General features: G+C 72.3%; 25 protein-coding genes. 11 read left to right on the forward strand and 14 right to left on the reverse strand.

Annotation, left to right across the window (positions count from 1 at the left end; all coding sequences use genetic code 11):
* Position 1: 1 nt before the first annotated feature.
* The 3 genes from ACFVWU_RS01580 to ACFVWU_RS01590 form a co-directional block, all read right to left on the reverse strand.
* Positions 2–1207 (reverse strand): serine hydrolase domain-containing protein, encoded by a 1206-nt coding sequence (locus tag ACFVWU_RS01580; RefSeq protein ID WP_387613951.1) that lies wholly within the window; start codon positions 1205–1207, stop codon positions 2–4.
* 126 nt (positions 1208–1333) lie between these two features.
* Positions 1334–1732, reverse strand: coding sequence for a hypothetical protein (locus ACFVWU_RS01585; protein WP_387613954.1), 399 nt, complete (start codon positions 1730–1732; stop codon positions 1334–1336).
* 210 nt (positions 1733–1942) lie between these two features.
* Positions 1943–2353 (reverse strand): VOC family protein, encoded by a 411-nt coding sequence (locus ACFVWU_RS01590; protein WP_387613956.1) that lies wholly within the window; start codon positions 2351–2353, stop codon positions 1943–1945.
* Between the two features lie 228 nt (positions 2354–2581).
* Here ACFVWU_RS01590 and ACFVWU_RS01595 point away from each other — a divergent pair, with 228 nt between their 5' ends.
* Positions 2582–3076 carry an N-acetyltransferase gene (locus ACFVWU_RS01595; RefSeq protein WP_380611429.1) on the forward strand — a complete coding sequence of 165 codons (495 nt, stop codon included), beginning with the start codon at positions 2582–2584 and terminating at the stop codon, positions 3074–3076.
* Between the two features lie 39 nt (positions 3077–3115).
* On the opposite strand, the gene ACFVWU_RS01600 is transcribed toward ACFVWU_RS01595, so the two are convergent.
* Positions 3116–3673 carry a hypothetical protein gene (locus ACFVWU_RS01600; protein ID WP_387613959.1) on the reverse strand — a complete coding sequence of 186 codons (558 nt, stop codon included), beginning with the start codon at positions 3671–3673 and terminating at the stop codon, positions 3116–3118.
* 359 nt (positions 3674–4032) lie between these two features.
* Positions 4033–5721 (reverse strand): Imm49 family immunity protein, encoded by a 1689-nt coding sequence (locus tag ACFVWU_RS01605; RefSeq protein ID WP_387613961.1) that lies wholly within the window; start codon positions 5719–5721, stop codon positions 4033–4035.
* 229 nt (positions 5722–5950) lie between these two features.
* On the opposite strand from ACFVWU_RS01605, the gene ACFVWU_RS01610 reads away from it, so the two are divergent.
* The gene (locus tag ACFVWU_RS01610) at positions 5951–7453 is read left to right on the forward strand and encodes a serine hydrolase domain-containing protein (RefSeq protein WP_387613963.1); all 1503 of its coding nucleotides are present in this window, start codon (positions 5951–5953) and stop codon (positions 7451–7453) included.
* A gap of 47 nt (positions 7454–7500) precedes the next feature.
* Here the strand turns inward: ACFVWU_RS01610 and ACFVWU_RS01615 are convergent, their stop codons facing one another.
* The gene (locus ACFVWU_RS01615) at positions 7501–7722 is read right to left on the reverse strand and encodes a DUF397 domain-containing protein (protein WP_387613966.1); all 222 of its coding nucleotides are present in this window, start codon (positions 7720–7722) and stop codon (positions 7501–7503) included.
* Positions 7691–8554 carry a helix-turn-helix domain-containing protein gene (locus ACFVWU_RS01620; protein WP_387613968.1) on the reverse strand — a complete coding sequence of 288 codons (864 nt, stop codon included), beginning with the start codon at positions 8552–8554 and terminating at the stop codon, positions 7691–7693. Before ACFVWU_RS01620 ends, ACFVWU_RS01615 begins: the two co-directional genes overlap by 32 nt.
* 220 nt (positions 8555–8774) lie before the next feature.
* Here ACFVWU_RS01620 and ACFVWU_RS01625 point away from each other — a divergent pair, with 220 nt between their 5' ends.
* From ACFVWU_RS01625 to ACFVWU_RS01640, 4 genes are all read left to right on the forward strand, one after another.
* Positions 8775–9143 carry an ATP-binding protein gene (locus ACFVWU_RS01625; protein ID WP_387613970.1) on the forward strand — a complete coding sequence of 123 codons (369 nt, stop codon included), beginning with the start codon at positions 8775–8777 and terminating at the stop codon, positions 9141–9143.
* Positions 9140–9412, forward strand: coding sequence for a hypothetical protein (locus tag ACFVWU_RS01630; RefSeq protein ID WP_387613973.1), 273 nt, complete (start codon positions 9140–9142; stop codon positions 9410–9412). Before ACFVWU_RS01625 ends, ACFVWU_RS01630 begins: the two co-directional genes overlap by 4 nt.
* Before the next feature lie 363 nt (positions 9413–9775).
* Positions 9776–10330 carry a GNAT family N-acetyltransferase gene (locus tag ACFVWU_RS01635; RefSeq protein WP_387613976.1) on the forward strand — a complete coding sequence of 185 codons (555 nt, stop codon included), beginning with the start codon at positions 9776–9778 and terminating at the stop codon, positions 10328–10330.
* Between the two features lie 66 nt (positions 10331–10396).
* Positions 10397–10666, forward strand: a complete 270-nt coding sequence (locus ACFVWU_RS01640; RefSeq protein WP_387613978.1) for a hypothetical protein — start codon at positions 10397–10399, stop codon at positions 10664–10666.
* A gap of 14 nt (positions 10667–10680) precedes the next feature.
* Here the strand turns inward: ACFVWU_RS01640 and ACFVWU_RS01645 are convergent, their stop codons facing one another.
* Positions 10681–11646 carry a helix-turn-helix domain-containing protein gene (locus ACFVWU_RS01645; RefSeq protein ID WP_387613981.1) on the reverse strand — a complete coding sequence of 322 codons (966 nt, stop codon included), beginning with the start codon at positions 11644–11646 and terminating at the stop codon, positions 10681–10683.
* Positions 11647–11741: 95 nt separating this feature from the next.
* On the opposite strand from ACFVWU_RS01645, the gene ACFVWU_RS01650 reads away from it, so the two are divergent.
* Entirely contained in the window at positions 11742–12917 is a 1176-nt protein-coding gene (locus ACFVWU_RS01650) for an alpha/beta hydrolase (RefSeq protein WP_387613984.1), read from the forward strand.
* Between the two features lie 74 nt (positions 12918–12991).
* Here ACFVWU_RS01650 and ACFVWU_RS01655 read toward each other — a convergent pair whose 3' ends face one another.
* Positions 12992–13876 (reverse strand): NmrA family NAD(P)-binding protein, encoded by an 885-nt coding sequence (locus ACFVWU_RS01655; RefSeq protein ID WP_387613987.1) that lies wholly within the window; start codon positions 13874–13876, stop codon positions 12992–12994.
* Between the two features lie 190 nt (positions 13877–14066).
* Here ACFVWU_RS01655 and ACFVWU_RS01660 point away from each other — a divergent pair, with 190 nt between their 5' ends.
* Positions 14067–14816 carry an MBL fold metallo-hydrolase gene (locus ACFVWU_RS01660; RefSeq protein ID WP_387613989.1) on the forward strand — a complete coding sequence of 250 codons (750 nt, stop codon included), beginning with the start codon at positions 14067–14069 and terminating at the stop codon, positions 14814–14816.
* 60 nt (positions 14817–14876) lie between these two features.
* Here the strand turns inward: ACFVWU_RS01660 and ACFVWU_RS01665 are convergent, their stop codons facing one another.
* Positions 14877–15866 (reverse strand): zinc-binding alcohol dehydrogenase family protein, encoded by a 990-nt coding sequence (locus ACFVWU_RS01665; RefSeq protein WP_387613992.1) that lies wholly within the window; start codon positions 15864–15866, stop codon positions 14877–14879.
* A 109-nt stretch (positions 15867–15975) separates the two neighbouring features.
* Here ACFVWU_RS01665 and ACFVWU_RS01670 point away from each other — a divergent pair, with 109 nt between their 5' ends.
* Complete coding sequence (locus ACFVWU_RS01670) at positions 15976–16323, forward strand: ArsR/SmtB family transcription factor (RefSeq protein WP_387613995.1); 348 nt, start codon at positions 15976–15978, stop codon at positions 16321–16323.
* Here the strand turns inward: ACFVWU_RS01670 and ACFVWU_RS01675 are convergent.
* A complete protein-coding gene (locus ACFVWU_RS01675; protein WP_387613998.1) occupies positions 16320–16847 on the reverse strand; it encodes a hypothetical protein in 528 nt (175 codons plus the stop codon). The two genes, ACFVWU_RS01670 and ACFVWU_RS01675, sit on opposite strands and share 4 nt — an antisense overlap.
* Before the next feature lie 195 nt (positions 16848–17042).
* On the reverse strand, positions 17043–17810 hold the full coding sequence (locus ACFVWU_RS01680) for a CDP-alcohol phosphatidyltransferase family protein (RefSeq protein WP_387614000.1): 768 nt from the start codon (positions 17808–17810) through the stop codon (positions 17043–17045).
* A 305-nt stretch (positions 17811–18115) separates the two neighbouring features.
* Here ACFVWU_RS01680 and ACFVWU_RS01685 point away from each other — a divergent pair, with 305 nt between their 5' ends.
* A complete protein-coding gene (locus ACFVWU_RS01685; protein ID WP_387614003.1) occupies positions 18116–18682 on the forward strand; it encodes an NUDIX hydrolase in 567 nt (188 codons plus the stop codon).
* Between the two features lie 72 nt (positions 18683–18754).
* Positions 18755–19444: an HAD family hydrolase gene (locus tag ACFVWU_RS01690; protein ID WP_387614005.1), complete on the forward strand. Its 690-nt coding sequence runs from the start codon at positions 18755–18757 to the stop codon at positions 19442–19444.
* Between the two features lie 32 nt (positions 19445–19476).
* Here the strand turns inward: ACFVWU_RS01690 and ACFVWU_RS01695 are convergent, their stop codons facing one another.
* Positions 19477–20169, reverse strand: coding sequence for a YidC/Oxa1 family membrane protein insertase (locus tag ACFVWU_RS01695; protein WP_387614008.1), 693 nt, complete (start codon positions 20167–20169; stop codon positions 19477–19479).
* 115 nt (positions 20170–20284) lie between these two features.
* Positions 20285–20578 carry a DUF6412 domain-containing protein gene (locus tag ACFVWU_RS01700; RefSeq protein WP_387614011.1) on the reverse strand — a complete coding sequence of 98 codons (294 nt, stop codon included), beginning with the start codon at positions 20576–20578 and terminating at the stop codon, positions 20285–20287.
* Positions 20579–20606 lie beyond the last annotated feature (28 nt).

Consider the following 20606-nt stretch of genomic DNA (forward strand, 5'->3'; position numbering starts at 1 on the left):
GTCAGCCCGAGGTGGCCGACGTCCCACAGAGAGCCTTCTCCAAGAAGGCCCGGTAGAGCCGGTCGGACTTGTCGGAGTCGCTCTTGTCGTACTCGTTGTACGACAGCGCGACCTGCCGGCTGCCGTCCCGGGTGCCGAACATGGCGGTCGAGTAGCCGGGGATTTCGCCGGTGTGGCCCCAGAACCGGCCGCAGGAGAGGTCGTAGCGGGCCATGCCGAGCCCGTACTCGCCGCCGGGCAGGCCGGGGATGCGGACGGTGGTGGTCATCTCGGCGAGCTGCGCCGGGGCGAGCAACGTGCCGCCGAACAGTGCCGCGTGGAAGCGGTTGAGGTCGTCGGTGGTGGAGATCCCGGCGCCGGCCGCGTCCGCGATGGTCGGGGAGAGCCGGGTGACGTCCCCCGGGCCTTCGGGGAACTTGAAGTAGCCGTGCGCGTGCGGCCCGGGGATCGCCGTGGAGGTGGTCGGCAGGGAGGTGTGGCGCAGCCCGAGCGGTCGGATGATCCGGTCCTCCACCTCCTCCCGCCAACTGCGGCCGGTGACCTTCTCGATGAGCATGCCGACGACGACGTAGTTGGTGTTGGAGTAGTGCCAGTCCTGGCCGGGCGGGAAGTACGGCGGCATGGCGGTTCCGATGGCCAGCAGCTGTTGCGGGGTGTACTCGATCCAGCGCCCGGTGGCGAGGAACTCCCGGTTGCCGGCCTCGGTGTTGGAGCGGACCCGTGGATCGCCCAGGTAGTCGTGCAGCCCGCTGGTGTGGTTGAGGAGTTGACGGACGGTGATGTGGTCGCCGTTCGGGACGGTGCCGGGCAGGTAGTGCTCGATCGGATCGTCCAGCCTGATCCGTCCTTCGCCGACCAGCTGGAGGGTGACGGTCGAGACGAAGCTCTTGGTGACGCTGGCGATCCTGAACCGCCCGTCCGCGCGCGCGGGTCGGCCGGTGTCCAGGTCGGCGGTGCCGGCCGCGCCGCGCCAGGTGACCCGGCCGTGGTCGCGGACCTCGGCGAGCGCGGCCGTGCTGCCACCCTGCTCGACCATGGCGTTCAGCTCGGGCTGTAAGTCGGTGGAGACCTGCGGCGGGACGACCGGGCCGGCGGCCGCGGCGCTGGGCGCGAGCGCGGCGAGGGCGGCGGTGGCGAGGGCGGCGGCGGCGGTCCGTGCGCCGATCCGCACGCTGGTTCGGCGGCGGGACGGATGAGTTGTGGTCATGCCGATCACGCTCGCATCGGCGGCTGCCGGCGGTCCTCCTCCGGACGAAGGGCCCGGCTCTCCGTCTTCCGGAGGAGAGCCGGGCCCCGTCCGGAGGAGACCGGGGTTGTCGTCAGGCCGGGACCGTCACCAGGTGTCGATGCCCATGGTCTTGGCCGCGCTGTGGATGGCGTTGTAGTGCGCGATCGACATGTCGGACTTCTTGTCCTTCGGCGGCAGGTTCTTGTCCGCGGTCCGGAACTCGTCGCGCGCGGAGGCGAGCAGGCTGGTGCCGTAGGAGACCGGGACATCGTTCTTGCCGTGGATCGGGTGGGACTTGGCGGCGGTCTGGCTGCCGGCGTTGGCCAGGATGCTGCGGGCCTGGTTGTACGCGTCGGCCTTGACCGTCTTCGGGTTGCGGACCTGGGCCTGGACCCCGGCCACCGACCGGGTCTGCTCGGCGGCCATGGCCACGGGGGCGGCGGCGGCGGTGAGCGCGCCTGCGACGACCACGGTCGTGAGGGCGCTGCGGACGATCCTGTTCATGCGAAATCCTTTCCGTAAAAATCTCAAAGATTCGCCTCCGCATCGGACATGGGAATCGTCGGAGTGCGAACGTCCCGGCACTACCCCTGCCATCGGCGGCGGAAAACCGCCTTCCGCAAGATTCGTTCGGAAGCGATGGGATCAGGCCATGTTCTGGATTTACGGAATTCGTATCGTCGGATCGGCGGCTCCGCCGCGCCCGGAGAGGGCCTACACGGTGGACCAGGAGCGGGTGGACAGCACCAGCAGATAGCCGTCCGGGTCCTGAACGGTCACGCCCCAGGTGTCCCAGTAGGGGTTGTGGGCCGGTACCCGCTTCCCGCCGTGCTGCTCCAGCCGCTCGATCAGCGCATCCGGCACCGGCTCGCCCAGGTAGACGACCAGCAGGTCCTCGGCGGTCGGTCGCGGCTCCAGCGGGGCGGCGGGGTCGTGGACCAGCTCCAGGTGCCAGGCGGCATCGGGCCAGCCGGCCATGAGGAGCGAGTGCTCGCCGGGGGTGCCGTCCGTCTCGTGCCGGTACAGGACGTCGAGCCCGAGCCCCGAGACCCAGAAGTCCTCCGCCGCGCGGAGGTCACGCGAGGGGCGGGCGATGCGGATGTGGGCGGTGGCGTCAGCAGGCATGGTGTTACTTCCTGGGGAGCGGGGCGCGGGTCCGTGATCGGCGGTGGTTGCGAGCCTAGAGAGCGCGTGGCCGGGTGCCATCGGGCGCTGGTCCTACTTCTCGGTGCCGAGTAGCCATCGGCCTGACCAGCCCCCGGGCCCTCAGCCGGAGTTGGCCCGTGACCGCGCCGACCCGGGGCCGTGAAAATGCCAAGGTCCCGCTGCCCGTCCTTGGTTAGCCTCGACGCCATGACCTGGCTGCCTGATGACTTCGTCCACCCCGTCCACGTCGCCCTGCTCAGCGGCGACTACCACCTGCGTCCGATCACGGCGGCCGACGCCGCCCTCGACTATCCGGCCGTGATGGGCTCCCGTGAGCGCCTGTGGGGCATCTTCGGTCCGGCCTGGGGCTGGCCCGCGGAGACGATGACCTTCGAGGCGAACCGGGTCGACCTGGCGCGGCACGAGCGGGAGATAGCCGCTCACCAGTCCTTCAACTACGTCCTGCTCGACCGCGCCGAGACGGCGATCCTCGGCTGCGTCTACATCGACCCGCCGGAGCGGACTGGCGCCGACGGCGAGGTCTCCTGGTGGGTGGTGGACGAACTGGTCGACGGTGAGGTGGAGCAGGCGCTGGACGCCCTGGTGCCGCAGTGGATCGCCGCCGACTGGCCGTTCGAGCGGCCGCGTTACCTGGGGCGCGACATCTCGTGGCAGGACTGGAGGGCGCTGCCGGCGGTCTGATCCTCCGGCACCGACGTCTGAGGGCAGCGCGGTGAGCTTTCAGGCGTCGGCCGGCCCGATCGGCGGCGGAGAGGGTTCCGCGGGCGGTGGCAGCGGCGAGTAGCGGGCGCGGTTGGCGTTGAAGTGGGCCAGGTGGTACGTCGCGCCCTCGAACTCCAGCTCCATCGGCGGAGGATCGGTCACCGGCGGAGCCCAGCGGGTGTAGTCCTCACCCCCGACCTCGATCTGCGTCTCCAGCCTCGGCGTGTCCCAGCACCGTACGTAGCTCTCCGCGCGCTCCGCCTCCCAGAGCGGTCCGCCGCCGAGCGCCTTCAGCAGGGCGGGACTGCAGACGGTGCGGACCCGGAAGTTCTCCAGGTGCCGACGCGGGACGACGATCGAGACGTAGCGGCGGCTGTTGCCCTGGTGCCTGCCGACGACGGGCACGCTCGGGCTGCCGTTGTCCCACCGTAGGGGGCCGACCCACACCTTGGCCACGGGGGCGAAGTGCCGCAGCCCGGTGCGGATCTCCGTTCCGCCGTCGCCGTGGCCGGTCTCCCGTGCGACGTTGGCCACCACACAGAGGCCCAGCGCTTCAGGACCCGTCTCGCTCGTCATGGCCACCATGCTGGCCGAGCAGGGCCCTTGCCCGGTAGCGGCTTTCGGGCGGGGTGGGGTTCAGTCGGTCCGCACCACATCCGACTGGGGGACGTCGATGGTGTGGGTGTCGCCCGCGTCGTGCGGCATGCCGCTTCCTTCCCCCGGCCGCAACGCGAACGGGGTCCGGTACCTGAGTAGGTACCGGACCCCGTCCGACTGTGGAGCGCCAGGCCCGGGTTGCACGGACTCTCCCTACTGAAAGTAGGGCGTGCTCTGGTAGCACCGCTGACGCCTGACGAGGAATCACTCTCCCTCGCGACAAGAAGAATATTAGCAGCTCAAGACCCATGCGACGAACCGCAGGTGCGGGGCCCGCCTCAGCCGCGTTCGGCCGCCCGGAGCAGGCGCGGCGGGAGGTACGGGGACTCGACGTTGACCGCCCAGCCGCGGCGGCGCGCGTGGCAGGCGAGAGCCAGGACGTCGAGGTTGATCGCGGCGTCGGGATCGGTGGGGCGGTCGGCGACGGAGTAGTGGTCGCGGTGGGCTTCCAGGGCTTCGAGCAGGGCGAGGTTGAAGCCGTCCTGGTCGCCGTCCACCAGCTGGGCGAGCAGGGCGACCGGCGGCTCGGGGAAGCCCGACCCCTTGGCGAGTTCGGCTTCGTACAGGGCCTTCTCGGTGGCGGGAGCGGGGTCGACGGCCCGGAAGTAGTCGTGCAGGGCGACGCGGTACGCGGCGTAGACCGAGCGGTCGGCGGCGGAGCCGGTCGGTCCGGCGAGGACGAGCGGGGCGAGGTCCTCGCGGACGCCGGTGATCAGGGCGAAGTTGAGGGCCGAGTGCCAGCGGCCGGGGTGGGTGCTGTCGTCCCGGGTCGCGGGGAAGGCGACCGTACGGCCGTCGATGACCACCTCGACGCTGGTGCCCGGTTCGGCGAGGGCGATCCGGAAGAGGGCTGCGCCGATCTGCGAGGCGCGGTGGAGGTCGGCGAGCTGGGTGTCGGTGACGTCGGGGGTCTGGGAGGCGCGGACCTGGAAGAGGAGCGTTTGCCGGGACAGGGCGTCGGCGAGGTGGGCGACGGCGTGGGGGTCGTCGGGGGCGGGGTTGACCGCTTCCTGGACGGAGCTCTCGAACAGGGCCTCGCTGCCGGGGTGGAGGGGGAGCGCCGGGGTCGGGCGGTCGACGCGGGCGGGCCAGGTCGCCGTGGGGCGGCTGGGGGGCTCGAAGTTGGTGACGAGGGCGTGAGGGAGGTAGTCGGTGTCGACGGCGGGTGTCCAACCGTGGGCCCGGTGGGCGAGTGCGGCGAGCGCGAGGGGGAGCAGGGGGAGGAGGCTGCTCGGCCGGGCGGTGGGGGCGAGGGGACGGGCCTGGAGGAGGGCGGTCAGGCCGGAGTCGAAGGCTGCGCGGTCCTCGGCGGCCACGGCGCGCAGGGTGTGGAGGGCGAGGGTGGCTTCGCTGTCCCGGTCCTCGATCCGGGCGAGCGCGGCGTCGATGGCGGCGAGCTTCTGTTCGGCGGTCGCGGGGTGGGGGGCGTCGTGGTCGCGGGTGTCGCCGAAGAGGTGGGCCATGAAGCCGTCGACGAGTTCGGCCGCGGGGTAGCCCGCGCCGCTGGGCATGTCCCGCCAGGTGTGGAAGAAGGCCTCGCCGTGCCGGGCGACCTTGTCGGAGAGGATCGCGAGGCAGAGTGCGTCGAGCCAGCGCTGCGGGAGGACGATGCTCGGGCGGGCGGTGTCGTCGGCGTCCTCGGGGTCGTAGCTCATCCCGAAGTTCGGGTAGTCGAGGAAGACGTGGAAGGGGCAGTGCGGGTAGTACGCGGCGAACGCGATGGCGCCGGCGGCGGCCTCGGTGGCGTCCTTGAGGACGGCCTTGGCCTCGGGGGTGTCGAGGGCAGGGGCTGAGAGGGAGAGGGCGCCGAGGTAGTCGAGGAACTCGTCGCAGATCAGCCGCCATTCGGTGGCGGTCATCAGGCCGGCCCGCGAGTAGGAGTGGACCTGGCCTCCGATCCGGTCGGCGAAGCCTTCGCGGGCCGCCGAGACGGCTGATTCGTCGACCTGGTGGCGCTCGATCCGCACAGTTCCGCTCCTTGCTTCCTCGCTTGATCGCCAGCCTATGTGCGGGGTCGGACGGTGTGTCGGGTGGGGCCCGGTGGAGGCCGCAGGGTTTCGAACGTTGTTTGAAAAAGGGCGCGGTCGCGCTTAGTGTCGTGATCTACAGGGGAGTTGACGGTCGGTCCTGCGGTGTCGGAAGCGCGCCCGGTTCACCGCTGACGCACCGAACCGTCGTGATCACGAGGGAGAGCACATGTCGGAAAGCCTGCGCCGCGAAGTGTCCAAGGTCGTCGATCGGGAGGTGGCCGAACTTCTGGAGCGGACGGAACGGGACGTCACCCGCACCGTCAACCGCGCGCTGGGTGTGGCCGAGGAGGCGCCGGCCTTCGACGCCGCCCACTGGCAGGCCCGGCTCGACGAGCTGCTCGCCGAGCACCGGATCCCCGGCGCGGCCCTGGCCGTACTCGCCGACGGCGAGATCCACGAACTGGCCTCCGGCATCCTGCACACCGGCACCGGCGTCGCCGTCACCACGGACTCCGTGTTCCAGATCGGCTCGGTCAGCAAGGGCTACACGGCCGCCATGGTGGTGCTGCTCGCGGAGGCCGGGAAGCTGGACCTCGACGCGCCGGTGGTGGACGTCCTGCCCGAGTTCGCGGTCGCCGACGCCGAGGCCAGCCGCACCGTCACGCCACGCCAACTGCTCAACCACACCAGCGGAATCGAGGGCGACTACGTCAACGACACGGGTCGAGGCGACGACTGCCTGGCCCGATACATCGAGGGCGCGCGGAACGTCGGACTGACCAACCCGCCCGGCGCGACGGTGTCGTACTCCAGCACCGCGTACAACGTCCTCGGCCGAATGGTCGAGGTGGTGACGGGTGGGACCTGGGACGAGGCGCTCAAGGAGTTGCTGGTCGGCCCGCTCGGGCTGGAGCACACCATGACCCTGCCGGAGGACGTGCTGCGCTTCCGGGCGGCGATGGGACACATGGGCGACCCGGGCGAGGAGCCCGTGCCCACACCGCTGTGGAACATGCTGCCGCGCTCGGCCGGGCCGTACGGCGGGATCTGCGCGACGGCGGCCGATGTCGCCCGGTTCGCGCGGCTGTTCGTGGACGGCGGCGCGGCGCCGGACGGGACGCGGGTGCTGCCGGCGGCGGTGGTCGAGGCGATGCTGAACCGTGAGGTCGAGATGCCGGACCAGTGGTTCCTCGGGGCGCACTGGGGGCTGGGCTGGGGGCTGTTCGAGTGGGACGGCGTACGCGGGTTCGGCCACGACGGGAGCACGTTCGGGCAGCTGGCGTACCTGCGGGCGATGCCGGAGAAGGGCGTCGCGGTGGTGCTGCTGACCAATGGCGGCGGAGCGGCGCCCAAGGTGTTCGAGGCGCTGTGCCGTGAGCTGTCGGCCGAGTTCGCGGGGGTGACGATGCCGGGGTTCGAGCCGTCGGCTGATCCGCCGGTGGTGGAGGTCGGGGAGTTCCTCGGGAGGTACAAGCGCGAGGGCTTCCTGATGACGATTGCCGAGGGGGAGGGCTCGCTGCGCCTCACCTATGAAGGGGCGGACGGGCTCGCGGGGACGTTCGACCCGCTGGTGTGGCAGCTGACGGCGGTGTCGCACGAGCCGACGAAGACGGTGTTCGCCGGGCGGAGGAACGAGAAGGACGCGTGGATGCCGGTGGTGTTCTACGCGTTGGCCGATGGCAGTCGGTACGTGCACTTCGGGGTGCGGGCGACGGCGAAGGCGGCGTGAGAGTGGGGCGGGCCGTTCGAGGAACGGCCCGCCCGCTTACATTCGGATCAGACGTCGAACTCCCCGGCACGGATGGCGGAGACGAGGTCGCGCCATTCGTCGGTGGTGAGTTGGGCGATGGCGTCGGGCAGAAGGCTGCTGCGGACGTAGACGGAGTCGGGTCCTATGGCCACCTCCGGGCAGCTTGAGCCATCGGGGCAAGCTTCCGGCCGCTTCCAGTGAAGTGCTTCCATGGCGCTAGATCTCTTTCTTGATGAGCCTGATGGCATCGCGAGATTGGCTCTCGGTGAGGGCTCGCTCAGTCATCTTGTCGATGATGTGACGGTAGTTCTCCATCTGCCGTTGCTCGTGAAGGAACGCGGGGCCGCCGACCGCATCGAGCTGGACGGTGTCCAGGCGGGGCACCGGGCCGTTCGCATAGACGATGCCTTGCCCTGCACCCATAAAGCCATTGGTGCTGAAGGTGATCACTCGAAGAGTCACGTGAGGCAGCTCCGAGTACTCAAGCAGCTTGTCCATCTGTCGTTTTGCGGCATCACGACCTCCGAACAGCATTCGCAGGGCAGCCTCATGGACCAACGCCGAGTACGGTTCACCGTCTTCCCGCATCAAGAAGGCCGAACGCTGCACTCGATGCTCTACACGGGCTTCCAGGAGCCGTGGCGAGAGCGGCGGGTAGAGATCCCCGAAGATGGATCGTCCGTACTCCTCGGTCTGCATGGCACCCGGGACATGCGAGATCTGATAGGTGCGCATTCCCCTGGAGAAGTACTCGACCTCCGCAATGTCCAGGAAGCCGACCGGTACGGAGCCTCGGTACTCCTCCCACCAACCCCTGTGGCGTTCCTCGGCCATGGCCGCGAGTGCCTCTACGAAGGCGTGATCGCTCTCCTCGTAGTCGCAAGCGAGCAGGCGTACCCGCTCGGCGCTGATCGGGTACTGCCCCTTCTCGATCTGAGTGATCTTCGTTCGGGCGAACCCGAACAGCGCGGCGGCTTCGGCAGTCGTGCGGCCGGCGCTGTCGCGCATCTTCCGCAGCTCGGTGCCTACTCGTTCCTGCCTGGCTGACGGGGTAGTTCGTGGTGGCATGCCCCCAAGCATCCATCGCCATCCCTTGAAGGGTCCAGCAATCCATCGATCGAGTGAAGAGGCGGGGTATAAGTACCCAGACATGTACCACCGATGCCCTACAGTCGGTGATGCACCGATCACCGATGCGGGCGTCAGTAACGCTGCCTCGCACCGCAGAGCACCCATGCCCGGACTTGCTCACGGCGACAGCCCGCTCGGCTCATCCCTTCCTTCCTGCCGGGAGACCCCTGTGCGCAACCTCAACTCCCCCTCCCTCACCCTCTCCCGCGACGCCCTCCGCGACGGCATGACCCGCGCGGGCTGGCCGCCCTCCTCCATCGCGGACGCCGAACTCGCCATGGTCGAACTTATCGTCAACGCCTGGCGTCACGCGGAGACGACGTCGCCCGTCGTCCTCATCCTCTTCCTCTCCAGGACCCTCCGCGTCAGCGTCTCCGACCGCAGCCCGAAGCTCCCGGAGCAGTGCCGCCCCTCCGCGCTCGCCGAGTCCGGCCGGGGCCTCCAGCTCGTCGAAGGCCTCACCCATCGCTGGGGCGTCGACCCCCAGAAGCTCGGCAAAACCATCTGGTTCGAGCTGGAGCTGGACGGTGTCGCGTGAGCGCTCACCACCCCATCCATCCCGCCGACCCGGCCCTGTTCCACCTCACCGCCCGTCAACTCACCGAACTCATCGTCGAACTCCGCACCGAAGGCCGCGAGTTCGGCCTTCTCTGGCCCTCTGCGAACCCGGGTGAGACCAACCTCCAGGGTCGCCCGCTCGTCAGCCTCGGCAACATCCCGTCCAGCACCCTGATCAACCTCCTCGCCCTCATCCGCGAGTACAAGCGCAACCGGGACGCCGGCCACCACCGATGCTCGGACTCCTGACCTTCAACCGTCTCTCCGCCGCCCGGTGCAGTCGCGCGTCGCCATATCAACGGATCGAAGGACACCGGTGCGTCGCCTCACCGCAGCATGTCTGCTCGTGACCACTGCTGCAGCACTGACGGGCTGCGCGAGTCCTACTCCTGCAAGCAGCAGCAAGGCGGTGATTACCTCGGCAGTCGCTTCCGTCTCCTCGTCGTCCCCCGCGAGCCGTCGGCCCGGCCGACTTCCTGCGCGTACGGCACCTCACCGGTAGGCGGCGAGGAACGCCCGGACGCCGGTGGCACGTCCGGGGAGAGGAAGCGCACATGTCGACGGCCGTACAAAGGGGTTGTCAGGGCCGTCGGCACTGGTGATCATCGTGCGGTGATCACCATCATCAGACGCGTACGGACCGAGGAATGGGCGCGGGTCAAGGCGATCCGGCTGGACGCCCTGCAGGACCCGGTCGCCGACATCGCCTTCCTCGACACCTACGAGAACGCCGCCGCCCAGCCCGACGAGTTCTGGCAGACCCGCACCACCGGCGCGGCCGAGGGCGACACCGTGCGGCAGCTCGTCGCGGAGGCCGAGGACGGCCGCTGGCTCGGCACCATCACCGTGCTGGTGGAGCAGCCCGGCGGGAAGGGGGCCCTCGGCGGCGACGTCATCGAGGTCCCGCAGACCCACCTCGTCGGCTTCTACGTCCGCCCCGAGGCGCGCGGCACCGGCCTGGCGCACGAGCTGATCCAGGTCGCCCAGGACTGGTCGTGGTCGCTCACCGAGCCCCGCATCGAGCGGGTGCGGCTGTTCGTCCACGAGGACAACGCCCGCGCCCAGGCGATGTACCTGCGGGCCGGCTTCAAGCACTCCGGCGTCTCGGTGCCGGTGCCGGGCGACGAGACGCACCGGGAGATCGAACTGGCGGTCCTCCGGGGCTGACCACCAGCAGTGCCGGGCCTCCGGGGAATCGGGAGCCCGGCACACCTGGGGGAGGACGGCGACTCCATGGTCCCGCCGCCGATCCTGACCTCGCCCGGCATCACGTCGCATCCGCTCGCCGCGATGCCGCAGCGGATCAGGCTGACCGGCGAGGACGGCGTCAAGCGCCGCCACCGCGTCTACGCGTCCGGGTTCGAGGGCACCCCGCTCGCCCCGTTCTACGAGCGGCTCGGCCAGGACCCGTCCTGGCGGGTGCGCGCCCTCCCACACGGCCACGACATCGTGGCCGAAGCGCCCGACGGCCTCCTGCGCATCCTGCTGGAGGCCGCCGAGTAGCGCCGGCCGCGTGCTCAGTTGCCGTCCGTGCCCAGCAGCAGGCTGCCCAGCGCCGTGCGCCGGTGCAGCACCGCCTTTCCGGCGCGGGAGGTGGTGATCAGCCCGGCGCCGCGCAGGGCCGCCGTGTGCGCCGACGCTGTCGCGGCGCTGACGTGCAGCCGCCGGGCCAGCTCGGTGGTGGTGTGCTCCTCTGCCAGCAGGCGCAGCAACTCCGCGCGGGTGCCGCCGATCACCTTCGCCAGAGCCTCCGGACCGGCGCCGCCGTCGGGCAGCGGCGGGAAGCCGGACCCGGCCGGGTAGGTGACCGTGACCGGGCGGTCCGGCAGGTCGGACAGCAGCGGTTCACCGAACCAGTGGAAGCTGGGCAGGAGCAGCAGCCCGCGGCCGCCGACCCGGATCTCCCGTGCGCGGCCCGGCAGTTCCCACACCCCGCCGTCCGCCAGTCGGCCGCCCGGCAGTAGCCCCGCGAGCAGCACGCCCACCCCGCCCTCGGCCAGCTGCACGGCCCGGCGCACGAACTCCGCGTGGTGCAGGTCCTGCACCTGCGCCCAGACCGGGCCGAGCAGCGCCCCGAACGTCGCCTTCTGCGCCTGCCGGACCAGTCGCCACGCCTCGGGCTCGCCCCGGTGCAGGCCCTGGAGCCACGCCGGGGCGGGCGCTCGTACGGGCGCGTAGCCGCGTTCCAGCTCGGCACCCACCAACTCGACCGGCCACGAGGCTACTTGGTCCAGCGCATCCGGCAGCGTGTCCGCCGTCGTGTCCAGGAAGCCCGGCGCCCGCCCGGCCGGCACGAGGTCCGCGAGCGGGCGGGCCGCGTCCGGCAGCGCCCGCAGCGCCCGGCGCCGCCAGGACGCGTGCAGCAGGTTGCCGTCCGGGACGCCCATCGTCGCCAGCGCCGCGTGCAGCTCCTGGAGCGGGGCGGGCCGGGCCGCGAGGCGGACCCGGGCGAAGTCGTCCGGCGTGAGGTGGATCCGGATCACTACGCCCCCTGCCCGGCGCTCAACGCGCGCGCCATCCTTGAGCCTCCAAGCTAAACGATCGCCCGCAGTGGCCCCGGCCGGACAGCATGCGCGGTATGAACCGCCACCTGAGCCGGCGCACCGTCGCAAAGTCCGCCCTGCTTGCCTCCGCCGCCCTGCTGCTCGACGCCGGCCGAGCCCGGGCGGCGCTGGGGGGCCTGGTCCCCGCCCTGCCCGCCCCGACCGGCCGCCACCCCGTCGGGCGCCACTCGTGCTACCTCGTCGACACCTCCCGCCGTGACCCGTGGGCGTCCGAAACCCCGTTCCGCGAACTGATGTTGACCGTCTACTACCCGGCGTGCTCCGTCGCCGGCCGCGCTCCGGCCCCGCAGCTGCCCCCACAGGCCGCGGACGCCTTCGGGCAGATCCTCCCGCAGACCCCGCTCCAACTCCCCGGCCCCGGCGTGGACTGGGCCGGCACCCTCTCCCATTCCTGCGAGGATGCCGCGCCGCTGCCGGGCCGCCGTCCGGTGCTGGTGCACAGCCCCGGCGGTGGCGACCCGCGCGGCCTCGGGACCACCCTGGCCGAGGAGTTGGTGAGCCACGGCGCTGTCGTCGTCTCGGTCGACCACCCCGGCGACGCCCTTGCGGTCGAGTTCCCCGGCACCACGCCTTTCCGGCGCGATCAGGTGCGGACGACCGTCCTGCGCGGCGACCCGCGCGACCAGCCGGACGTCTTCCGCACCATGATCGACGCCCGGATCGCCGACCTCCACTTCGTCCTCGAGCGCCTGCGCCACGCCGCCGACCTTCCGCTGCCACCCGGACTCGCCGCCACCCTCGACCTGCGCCGCCTCGGCGTCTACGGGCACTCGGCGGGCGCCACCGCAGTGTCGGAGGTGCTGCACGAGGACCGGCGGATCCGCGCCGGGATCAACCTGGAGGGCTACCTCGACTCCCCGTCCGGCGAGCTGCTCCCGGTCGCCGCCCAGGGCGTCGACCGCCCGCTGCTGCTGGTCGGCAGTACGGAGTTCACTCACCGGCGGGAAATGGACCGCTCCTGGTCGGCCCTGCTCGCCCGCGCCGGCCGTACGGTCCGCCGCGCGCTCGTCGCCGACGCCGACCACTGGGTGTTCACCGACTTCGCGGCCGTGCTGCCCCAGCTCCAGGCGGCCGGGCTGATCACGGCGGAGCGCCGGAATGCGGTGATCGGCAGCGTCCCGCCCGCCGTCTCCGTCCCGGAGGTCCGCCGCACGATCCGCCGCTTCTTCGCCCGCCACCTGACCGTTTAGGGCGCGCGGAGTGACGGCCGCCGGACGGGCGGTGGCCGGCAGTGAATGGGGGACGCCTCCGTTCGCCGCCTCGCCTAGGTCGGGGCCCGTGGCGTGCGACGGGCCCCGAGCCGGGCGGGCGGCCAGCGGAAGTCCTCCGCGTGGTCCCGCACCCACGAGCGGAAGCTGCGCGCCGGGCGCCCGAGCACCTGCCGCACGGTGTCCGTCACCCGCTCCGGCTCGCGGGTGAACGCCTCCCACGCCCGCAGCCGGGAGTCCACGAATGCCGCGTTCCCCCACGCCGCCGTCAGCTGCTCGCGGGCCGCCTCGGGCGCGAGTTCCTCCCACCGCACCTCGGTGCCGGTCTCCTCGCCGATGATCCGCGCCAGCTCGGCGTGGGAGATCGACTCGGGCCCGGTGACCACGTACTTGCCGCCGTCGTGCCCGTCCTCGGTGAGCGCCGCCACCGCCACGTCCGCGATGTCCCGCTCGTGGATCAGCGAGCGGCGCGCCTCGCCGTACGGCCAGCGGACGACGCCCTGCCGCACCTGGCCGGCCCAGCCGAGCATGTTGCCCGCGAAGTCGATCGCCCGCACGAAGGTCCAGCCGAGGCCGGATCGGCGGATCAGCCGCTCGATCTCCTGGTGGAAGATCACCGCCGGCTCGTCGTCCGCGAGGTCGGCCACATCCGTCGACAGGTACACGACCCGCTCGGCGTGCTGGGCGATCAGCTCCACCACCCGCGGTTGCACCGGAATCCCGGGCCACATCAGGTAGACGCTCTCCACCCCGCCGCTCAGGGCGCCCACCAGGCTCTCCGGCGCCGCCAGATCACCCCGCACGGCCTCCACCCCCGCGGGCAGCGCGGCCTTGGCGGCGTCCCGCACCAACGCCCGCACCTCGTGCCCGCCTTCGGCCAGTGCGGCCACAACATGCGTGCCCACACTGCCGTTTGCGCCGATCACCAGAATCTTGGTCATGCCGGCTCCGAACACCGGGCGGGCCCGGACTATGCCCCGGACGATCCGGCCGCCGTCGTGAGAGGGCGCCGTCCGGCGAGCCCGCGCCTTCGCCAACTCGCCGTGGACACCGCCGATCCCGCCGCCTGCCGCCGCCGGCGCTCCTTCGACGGGCTCGTCACCGAGGCCGCCCGACGGCTAGGCTCGCCCGATGTCCGACGACCGGCTCCGGCTCACCGTGCTGGGAAGCGCCACGCCCTACCCGAGTGCCGACAATCCCTGCTCCGGCTACCTGGTCTCCGGCGGGGCCACCCGGGTGTGGGTGGACGCCGGCACCGGCACCCTCGGGCCGCTCCAGCGGCACGTGAGGCTGGACGAGCTGGACGCGATCTGGATCTCGCACCTGCACGCCGACCACTGCGCCGACCTGCTCACCGCCTACTACGGCGCCCTGTACGCCGACATCCGGCTCGCGGCGCCGATCCCGCTCTACGGCCCGCCCGGCACCGCCGACCGGCTGGCGGACTTCCTGACCAACTCGGCGCAGCGCAGTCCGGTCGAATCCGCCTTCGCCGTCACGGAGTTGTCCGACGGGCACCGGGTGGCGGTCGGCGCGATGGCGCTGACCAGCCGGGCGGTGGAGCACGGCATGCCGGCCTTCGCGCTCCGGGTGGAGGCCGGCGGCCGCTCCCTGGTCTACTCCGGCGACACCGCGCCGTGCACCGCGCTCACCGAACTGGCCGCGGACTGCGACCTGTTGCTCTGCGAGGCGGAGGGCGACGACCCGGCGCACCACACCCCCGAACAGGCCGGCGCGACCGCCACCGCGGCCGCCGCGCGCCGCCTGGTCGTCACCCACGTCGGCCGGGCCGTGACCCCCGAGCGGGCGGTCACCCGCGCCGCGGCCCACTTCGCCGGGCCGGTCGAGTACGCCGACCCGGGGGCGACCTTCACCGTCTGAGCCCACCGACCGCCCCGTACGGGAAGTCGATCCGGCCGACTTCCGGTGCGGGCAGCCCGCTCAATCCGCCACGCGCACCACGTACTTGCCGGTCGCCCGCCCCTCCTGCATCGCGTCGTGCGCGGCCGGGACGGCCTCCAGGCCGGGCAGTTCGGTGAGCGGGATGCTCAGGCCGCTGTTCGCCTGCAGGTCGAGGGTGGTGCGGATGGCGCGGGCGAGGTGCTCGGGGGCGGTGGCGGCGAAGGCGCGGTGGCTGAAGCCGGTGATGGAGAGGTTGCCGCCCATCAGGCGCCCGAGCGGGGGCAGGTCGCTGACGGTGCCGCCGCCGGCGTTGCCGAACAGGACGATCCGGCCGCCGGGTGCGGTGACGTCCAGGTCGAGCTCCAGCGCGGCGGTGCCCAGCGGGTCGAGCACCAGGTCGACGCCCCGGCCGTCGGTCGCGGCGCGGACGGCGTCGGCGAGCTTCTCGTCGCGGGCGAAGGCGTGGTCGTAGCCCAGCTCGGCCGCGGCCGCGGCCTTCTCCGGGCGGCCGACCGTGCCGATCAGCGTGCCCCCGCCGCCGAGCAGCGGGACCAGCTGGGCGATCGCGCTGCCGATGCCGCCGCCGGCCGAGTGGACCAGGACGTTGTCCCCGGCGGTCAGCCGGCCCGCGTCGGTCAGCAGCAGGACGGCGGTGGCGAGGCCCAGCGGGGCGGCCGCGGCGGCGCTGAGCGCCAGCCCGTCCGGGACCGGGACGGTCAGGACGGCCTCCGCGACGACGACCTCGGCCAGCCCGCCGCCGACCGGCGCGGCCACCACCCGGTCGCCCACGGCCAGTCCGGTGACGCCCTCGCCGAGTTCCCGGACCGTACCGGCCACCTCCTTGCCCGGCAGGTACGGCCACTCGGCGGTGTAGCCGCCGTCGCCGCGGCGGGCCATCACGTCCACGAAGTTCAGTCCGGCCCACGCGACGTCGACCGCCACCTGGCCGGGGCCGGGGTGCGGTGCCTCCAGCTGCCGGACCTCGGAGTTCTCGGCTCCACCGGGTGCGGTCATCACCAGTGCGCGCATGGTCGTGCCCCCTCGACTACGATGTTCGACGAAAGACGAAATTGCCGTGAGCCATTGGTACCACGCTGTTTTGATGGTTGTCGAACATCGCAGATCAGGGAGGTCGTCCATGCCCCGCAGCACCCGCCGCCGACCGGCGCTCGCGCACCCCGCGACCGAGGAGATCGACCTGTACGACGTCCTGCACGCGCTCTCCGACCCCACCCGGATGACCATCGTCCGCGTGCTGCGCACCGAACCGGAACGGGCCTGTGGCACCTTCCCGGTGGACGTCGCGCCGTCCACCCTCAGCCACCACTTCAAGGTGCTGCGGGAGTCCGGCGTGATCACCCAGCGCGAGGAGGCCAACCGCCGGTTCTCCGCCCTGCGCACGGTCGACCTGGAACGGCGCTTCCCCGGCCTGCTCGACACCGTCCTCGCCGCACTCGCCCGCAACGAGGCGGCCGAAGTGGTCTAGGACCCGGCGTCGGCCGGGCGGTGCCGGCGGTGGTACGAGACGGTGACCGCCGCCAGCAGCGGCCCCCAGGCGACCGCTGGCAGGTAGAGGAAGCCGACCAGCAGGTGCCCGAGCGGGGTCATGTTCGGGTGCGGCATCGCCCACCAGGCGAGGAAGGGAGTCCAGAGCAGCACCAGTCCGGCGGCGCCCAGCGAGGCCGCGACGACGACGGCGCGCGGGTTGACCGGGCGCCCGCCGAGGAACGGGATCCAGCGCGGCGGCACCGTGCCCCACGGCCGGACCAGGCCGAGGGTGAGCAGGGCCAGCGCCTCGGTGAGCACGCTCAGGGTGACCGGCCACACCGCGTCCCAGCCGGTGAAGCCCACCGCGTGGTAGCCGGCGTCGGTGTAGCCGCCGTGCCAGCCCGCGACCAGCCCCAGCCGCCACAGCCCGGCCGGCAGGGCGGTGACCGCGGCGACGTGCGCGGCTCGGACGGCCCAACGGGGCGGGGCGGGGACGGCGGTGGTGGGCGGGGGCGTTGTCATGCGTCCACCCTCCCGCCGGGACCGCCCCCGCCGCGTCCGCCCGCCGACGGGCTTGGACCGGCAGCCTCCCCCGGGTGGGGGAGTGACGTCTCAGCCCGTCGGCGGTGCGGGGCCGGCGGTCGTACGGGGGCCCTCACGGGCGCCAGAGGCCGTACGGAGGCCGGTGGTTGTACGAGGGGCAGCCGCCGTACGGGGTCAGCGCAGCCGGGAGGAGGACAGGATCGACGCCAGGTGCGCCACCACCATCCCCCAGGTGATCACCGTGATCCCGGCGAGCGTCGCCCGGGTCGCGTCCAGGTTGCCGAGCCCGGCGTCCACCGCGGCCGCCGCCAGCAGCACCAGGGAGGCCTCGATGCCGTTCGTCACCCGGTGGATCTTGAAGATCGAGGCGAACCGACGGGCCGTCGCGATGCCCTGGGAGCGCGGCTGGGTGGACTCCTCGTCCGCCGGCGGCTGACCGCTGCGGGCGCGGGCCACGTCCACCAGGTCCGTCGAGGCCTTCAGCAGGACCACGCCCAGCGCGGCCGCCAGGCCCGCCGACACCCACAGCTCCGAGCCGCCGCGCGCCGCCCGGACACCGGCGCCGATCATCAGCGCGGCGTCCGCCAGGTAGGCGCCGAGCCGGTCCACGTACACCCCGGCCATGCTGAACTGGCGCTTCCAGCGCGCCACTTCGCCGTCCACGCAGTCGAACAGCAGGAACAGCTGGAACAGCACCGCCGCCAGCACCGCGCCGGTCAGGCCCGGGATCAGCAGGGCCGCGCCGCCGCCGACCCCGCACACCACCATCACCCAGGTCAGGGTGTTCGGCGAGACCGAGGTCCGCACCAGCTGCCGGGTGGTGCGCAGCGAGACGGCCCGCATGTACAGCCGGCCCGCCCAGTGCTCACCGTTGCGGCTCTGCAGCTTGGCCTGCGGCTGGCACACCTCGCGCAACTCGGCGAGCGCCGGAGCAGCCACCATGACGACATCCCTCCACCTGTCCCGAAACGATCACCACAGGCTACGGCCTCCGGAGCACTGCTGTGACCAGCCCGTTCGGCGGTGAACGGGAGCGCGGAGAGGACGGTGCCGAAGAGGTGGAAAGGGCAGTGGAGGAGGCGGTGACGAGCCGGTGAGCGGCGGAAAAACGCTGGGCCGACCGAAGACCCCCGGGCTAGGCTTCGCGGGTTCACCGGAACCGGAGCACCCGGGCCCGATCGCCCGCTCCCGCAAGCCGGTTGACGCGGTTCGACGCGGCGCCGGGGCGGAACGAGGAGAGCAGAATCATGGCGACCACGGGCGCCGCGCCGCACAGCCCCGACCTGGCCCGACTCCTGGACGACCACCGGCCACAGGGCCCGGTGGAGACCGCCGACCTCGCCCGGGTCCGCGCCCGGGTGGGCGCTCCCGACGCGTGGGACCGCGGCACCCCGCTGCACTTCACCGCCTCCGCGCTGATCGTCCACCCGCCGACCCGCCGGGTCCTGCTGCGCTGGCACGTCCGCCAGCAGGCCTGGCTGCAGGTCGGCGGCCACGGCGACCCGGGGGAGAGCCTGCCGCTGGACATCGCGCTGCGCGAGGGCCTGGAGGAGACCGGCCTGGCCGACCTCGCCCCCTGGCCGGACGCGGCCCTCGTCCACCTCGCCGTGGTGCCCGTCCCGGCCTCGCCGGTCGAGCCCGCCCACGAGCACGCCGACCTGCGCTTCCTGCTCGCCACCGACACCCCGGACGAGGCCCGGCCGGAGAATCCGGCCTCCCCGCTGGAGTGGTTGGGCATCGAGGAGGCCAAGCGGCGGACCACCGAGGAGAACTTCCGCGAGACCCTCGACCGGGCCGCCCGCCTGCTCGCCTGAACCCCCTTCTCCTGAACCCCCTCCTCTCCTCAACCTTCTCCTCAACCCTGCCCGCCTGTCCGAAGGAATCCGATGCACACCGACCAGACCCTCGTCTTCGACGCCGACGACACCCTCTGGGAGAACAACGTCCTCTTCGAGCGAGTCATCGACGGCTTCCTGGACTGGGTCTGCGCCCCGGCCGAGCGGGAGGCCACTCGGGCCCTGCTCGACCGGATCGAGGCCGCCAACGCCGCCGCCCTCGGCTACGGCGCCGCCGTCTTCCGGCAGAGCCTCGCCGACTGCCTGCAGCGCCTCAACGCCGACCGCACCCCCACCGCCACCGAGCTGGCCCGGATCGACGAGCTGCTCACCCCGCTCACCGACCGCGGCGCGATCGAGCTGATCCCGGGCGTCGCCGACACCCTGACCGCCCTCGCCGGGCGGCACCACCTGCTGCTGCTCACGAAGGGCGACCAGGACGAGCAGCGGGCCAAGGTGGCGGCCTCCACCATCGACCACCACTTCCGCGGCATCCACATCGTGGCCGAGAAGTCGGTGGACACCTACCGGCAGCTCACCGCCGAGCTGGGCCTCGACCCGGAGCGGATCTGGATGATCGGCAACTCGCCCAAGTCCGACATCGCCCCCGCCCGCCGGGCCGGGCTGCGCACCGTGTTCATCCCGCACGAGCACACCTGGGTGCTGGAGCACGAGGAGCTCGGACCGGACGAGGCGACGCTGCAGCTCACGGCCTTCCCGGAGCTGCTGCGCCACTTCTGAGCCGCTGGGCTCCGGACTCCCGAGCCTGCGGCCTAGACCACGAGCGCGGTCGCCGGGACCGGTGCCCCGCCCCGGTACAGCCAGGCCCGCTCGGAGGCCGACCACACGCTCGTGGTCAGCAGGTAGAGCGCGGCCGCCACCGGCACCAGCATCGCGAACAGCACCGAGACGAAGGACAGGTACGGCAGCACCGACGCCCCCGGCTGCGGGGTGGTCTGCGTGGCCGCCGCACGCCGGGCCCGGCGGTAGTTGGCGTACCCGACCGCCGCCAGCCCGGCGTACAGCAGGCCGAACACCGCGAACTGCCCGGCGCCGTGCGCGCTCCCGACGTGCAGGCCCAGCGGCACCCCGAACAGGGTGTGGTCCAGCAGGTCGTTCGGCGTGGTGAAGAGCCGGTACATCACCGAGAAGAACGGGATCTGGACCAGCATCGGCAGACAGCCCGCGAACGGCGAGACCTGCTCCTTCCGGTACAGCTCCGCGAGCGCCTCGCGCGCCTTCTCCGGGTTGTTCTTGTGCTTCTTGTTCAGCTCGGCGACCTTCGGCGCGAGCTTCGAACGGGCCTTCTCCCCGCGCGCCGCCGCCCGCGCCAGCGGGTGCAGGCAGAGCCGTACGGCGAGGACGAACAGGACGATCGCCAGCGCGGTCGGCAGGACGTGGGCGATGGCGGAGACCACGGCGTGGGCGACGGTGACGGCCGGGTCGAGAACAGACAGAGCGGACATGGTGAAGCGAGCCCTCCGGGGTCTCAGGACATGAGTGATCGGCGGAGGACGGCCGCGAAAGACGTACGGGAGCCGTACGGAAACGTACGGGGAGCCGTACGGAGGAACTGCGGATCTACGCGGCCGCCAGGGCCGCCCCCGGCGCCCTGGGGCGTCGCCTGCCCCGGGCGTCCGGATCACGCTGCGGAAGGAACGCCGTACGGAACGCCCGACGTCGCAGCACCCCGCTGCGCACCGCCGCCGGCGCCCGCGCCCCCAACAGCCGCGTCCCGGCCAACGCCCCCGTGACCGCTCCGGCCACCAGGACCATGGCCGCCACGGCGGCGACCGAGGCCAGTGCGCCGCCGTCGGTCACCAGCTGTCCGGTCAGCACCCGGAGCAGGCCCAGCAGCATCGCGACGACACCCACGGCGTGCCCCCCTTCGGCGTGTTCCCGG

Origin of the sequence: Kitasatospora sp. NPDC058190 (assembly GCF_042883685.1) — a bacterium.
Classification (GTDB): Bacteria; Actinomycetota; Actinomycetes; order Streptomycetales; family Streptomycetaceae; genus Kitasatospora.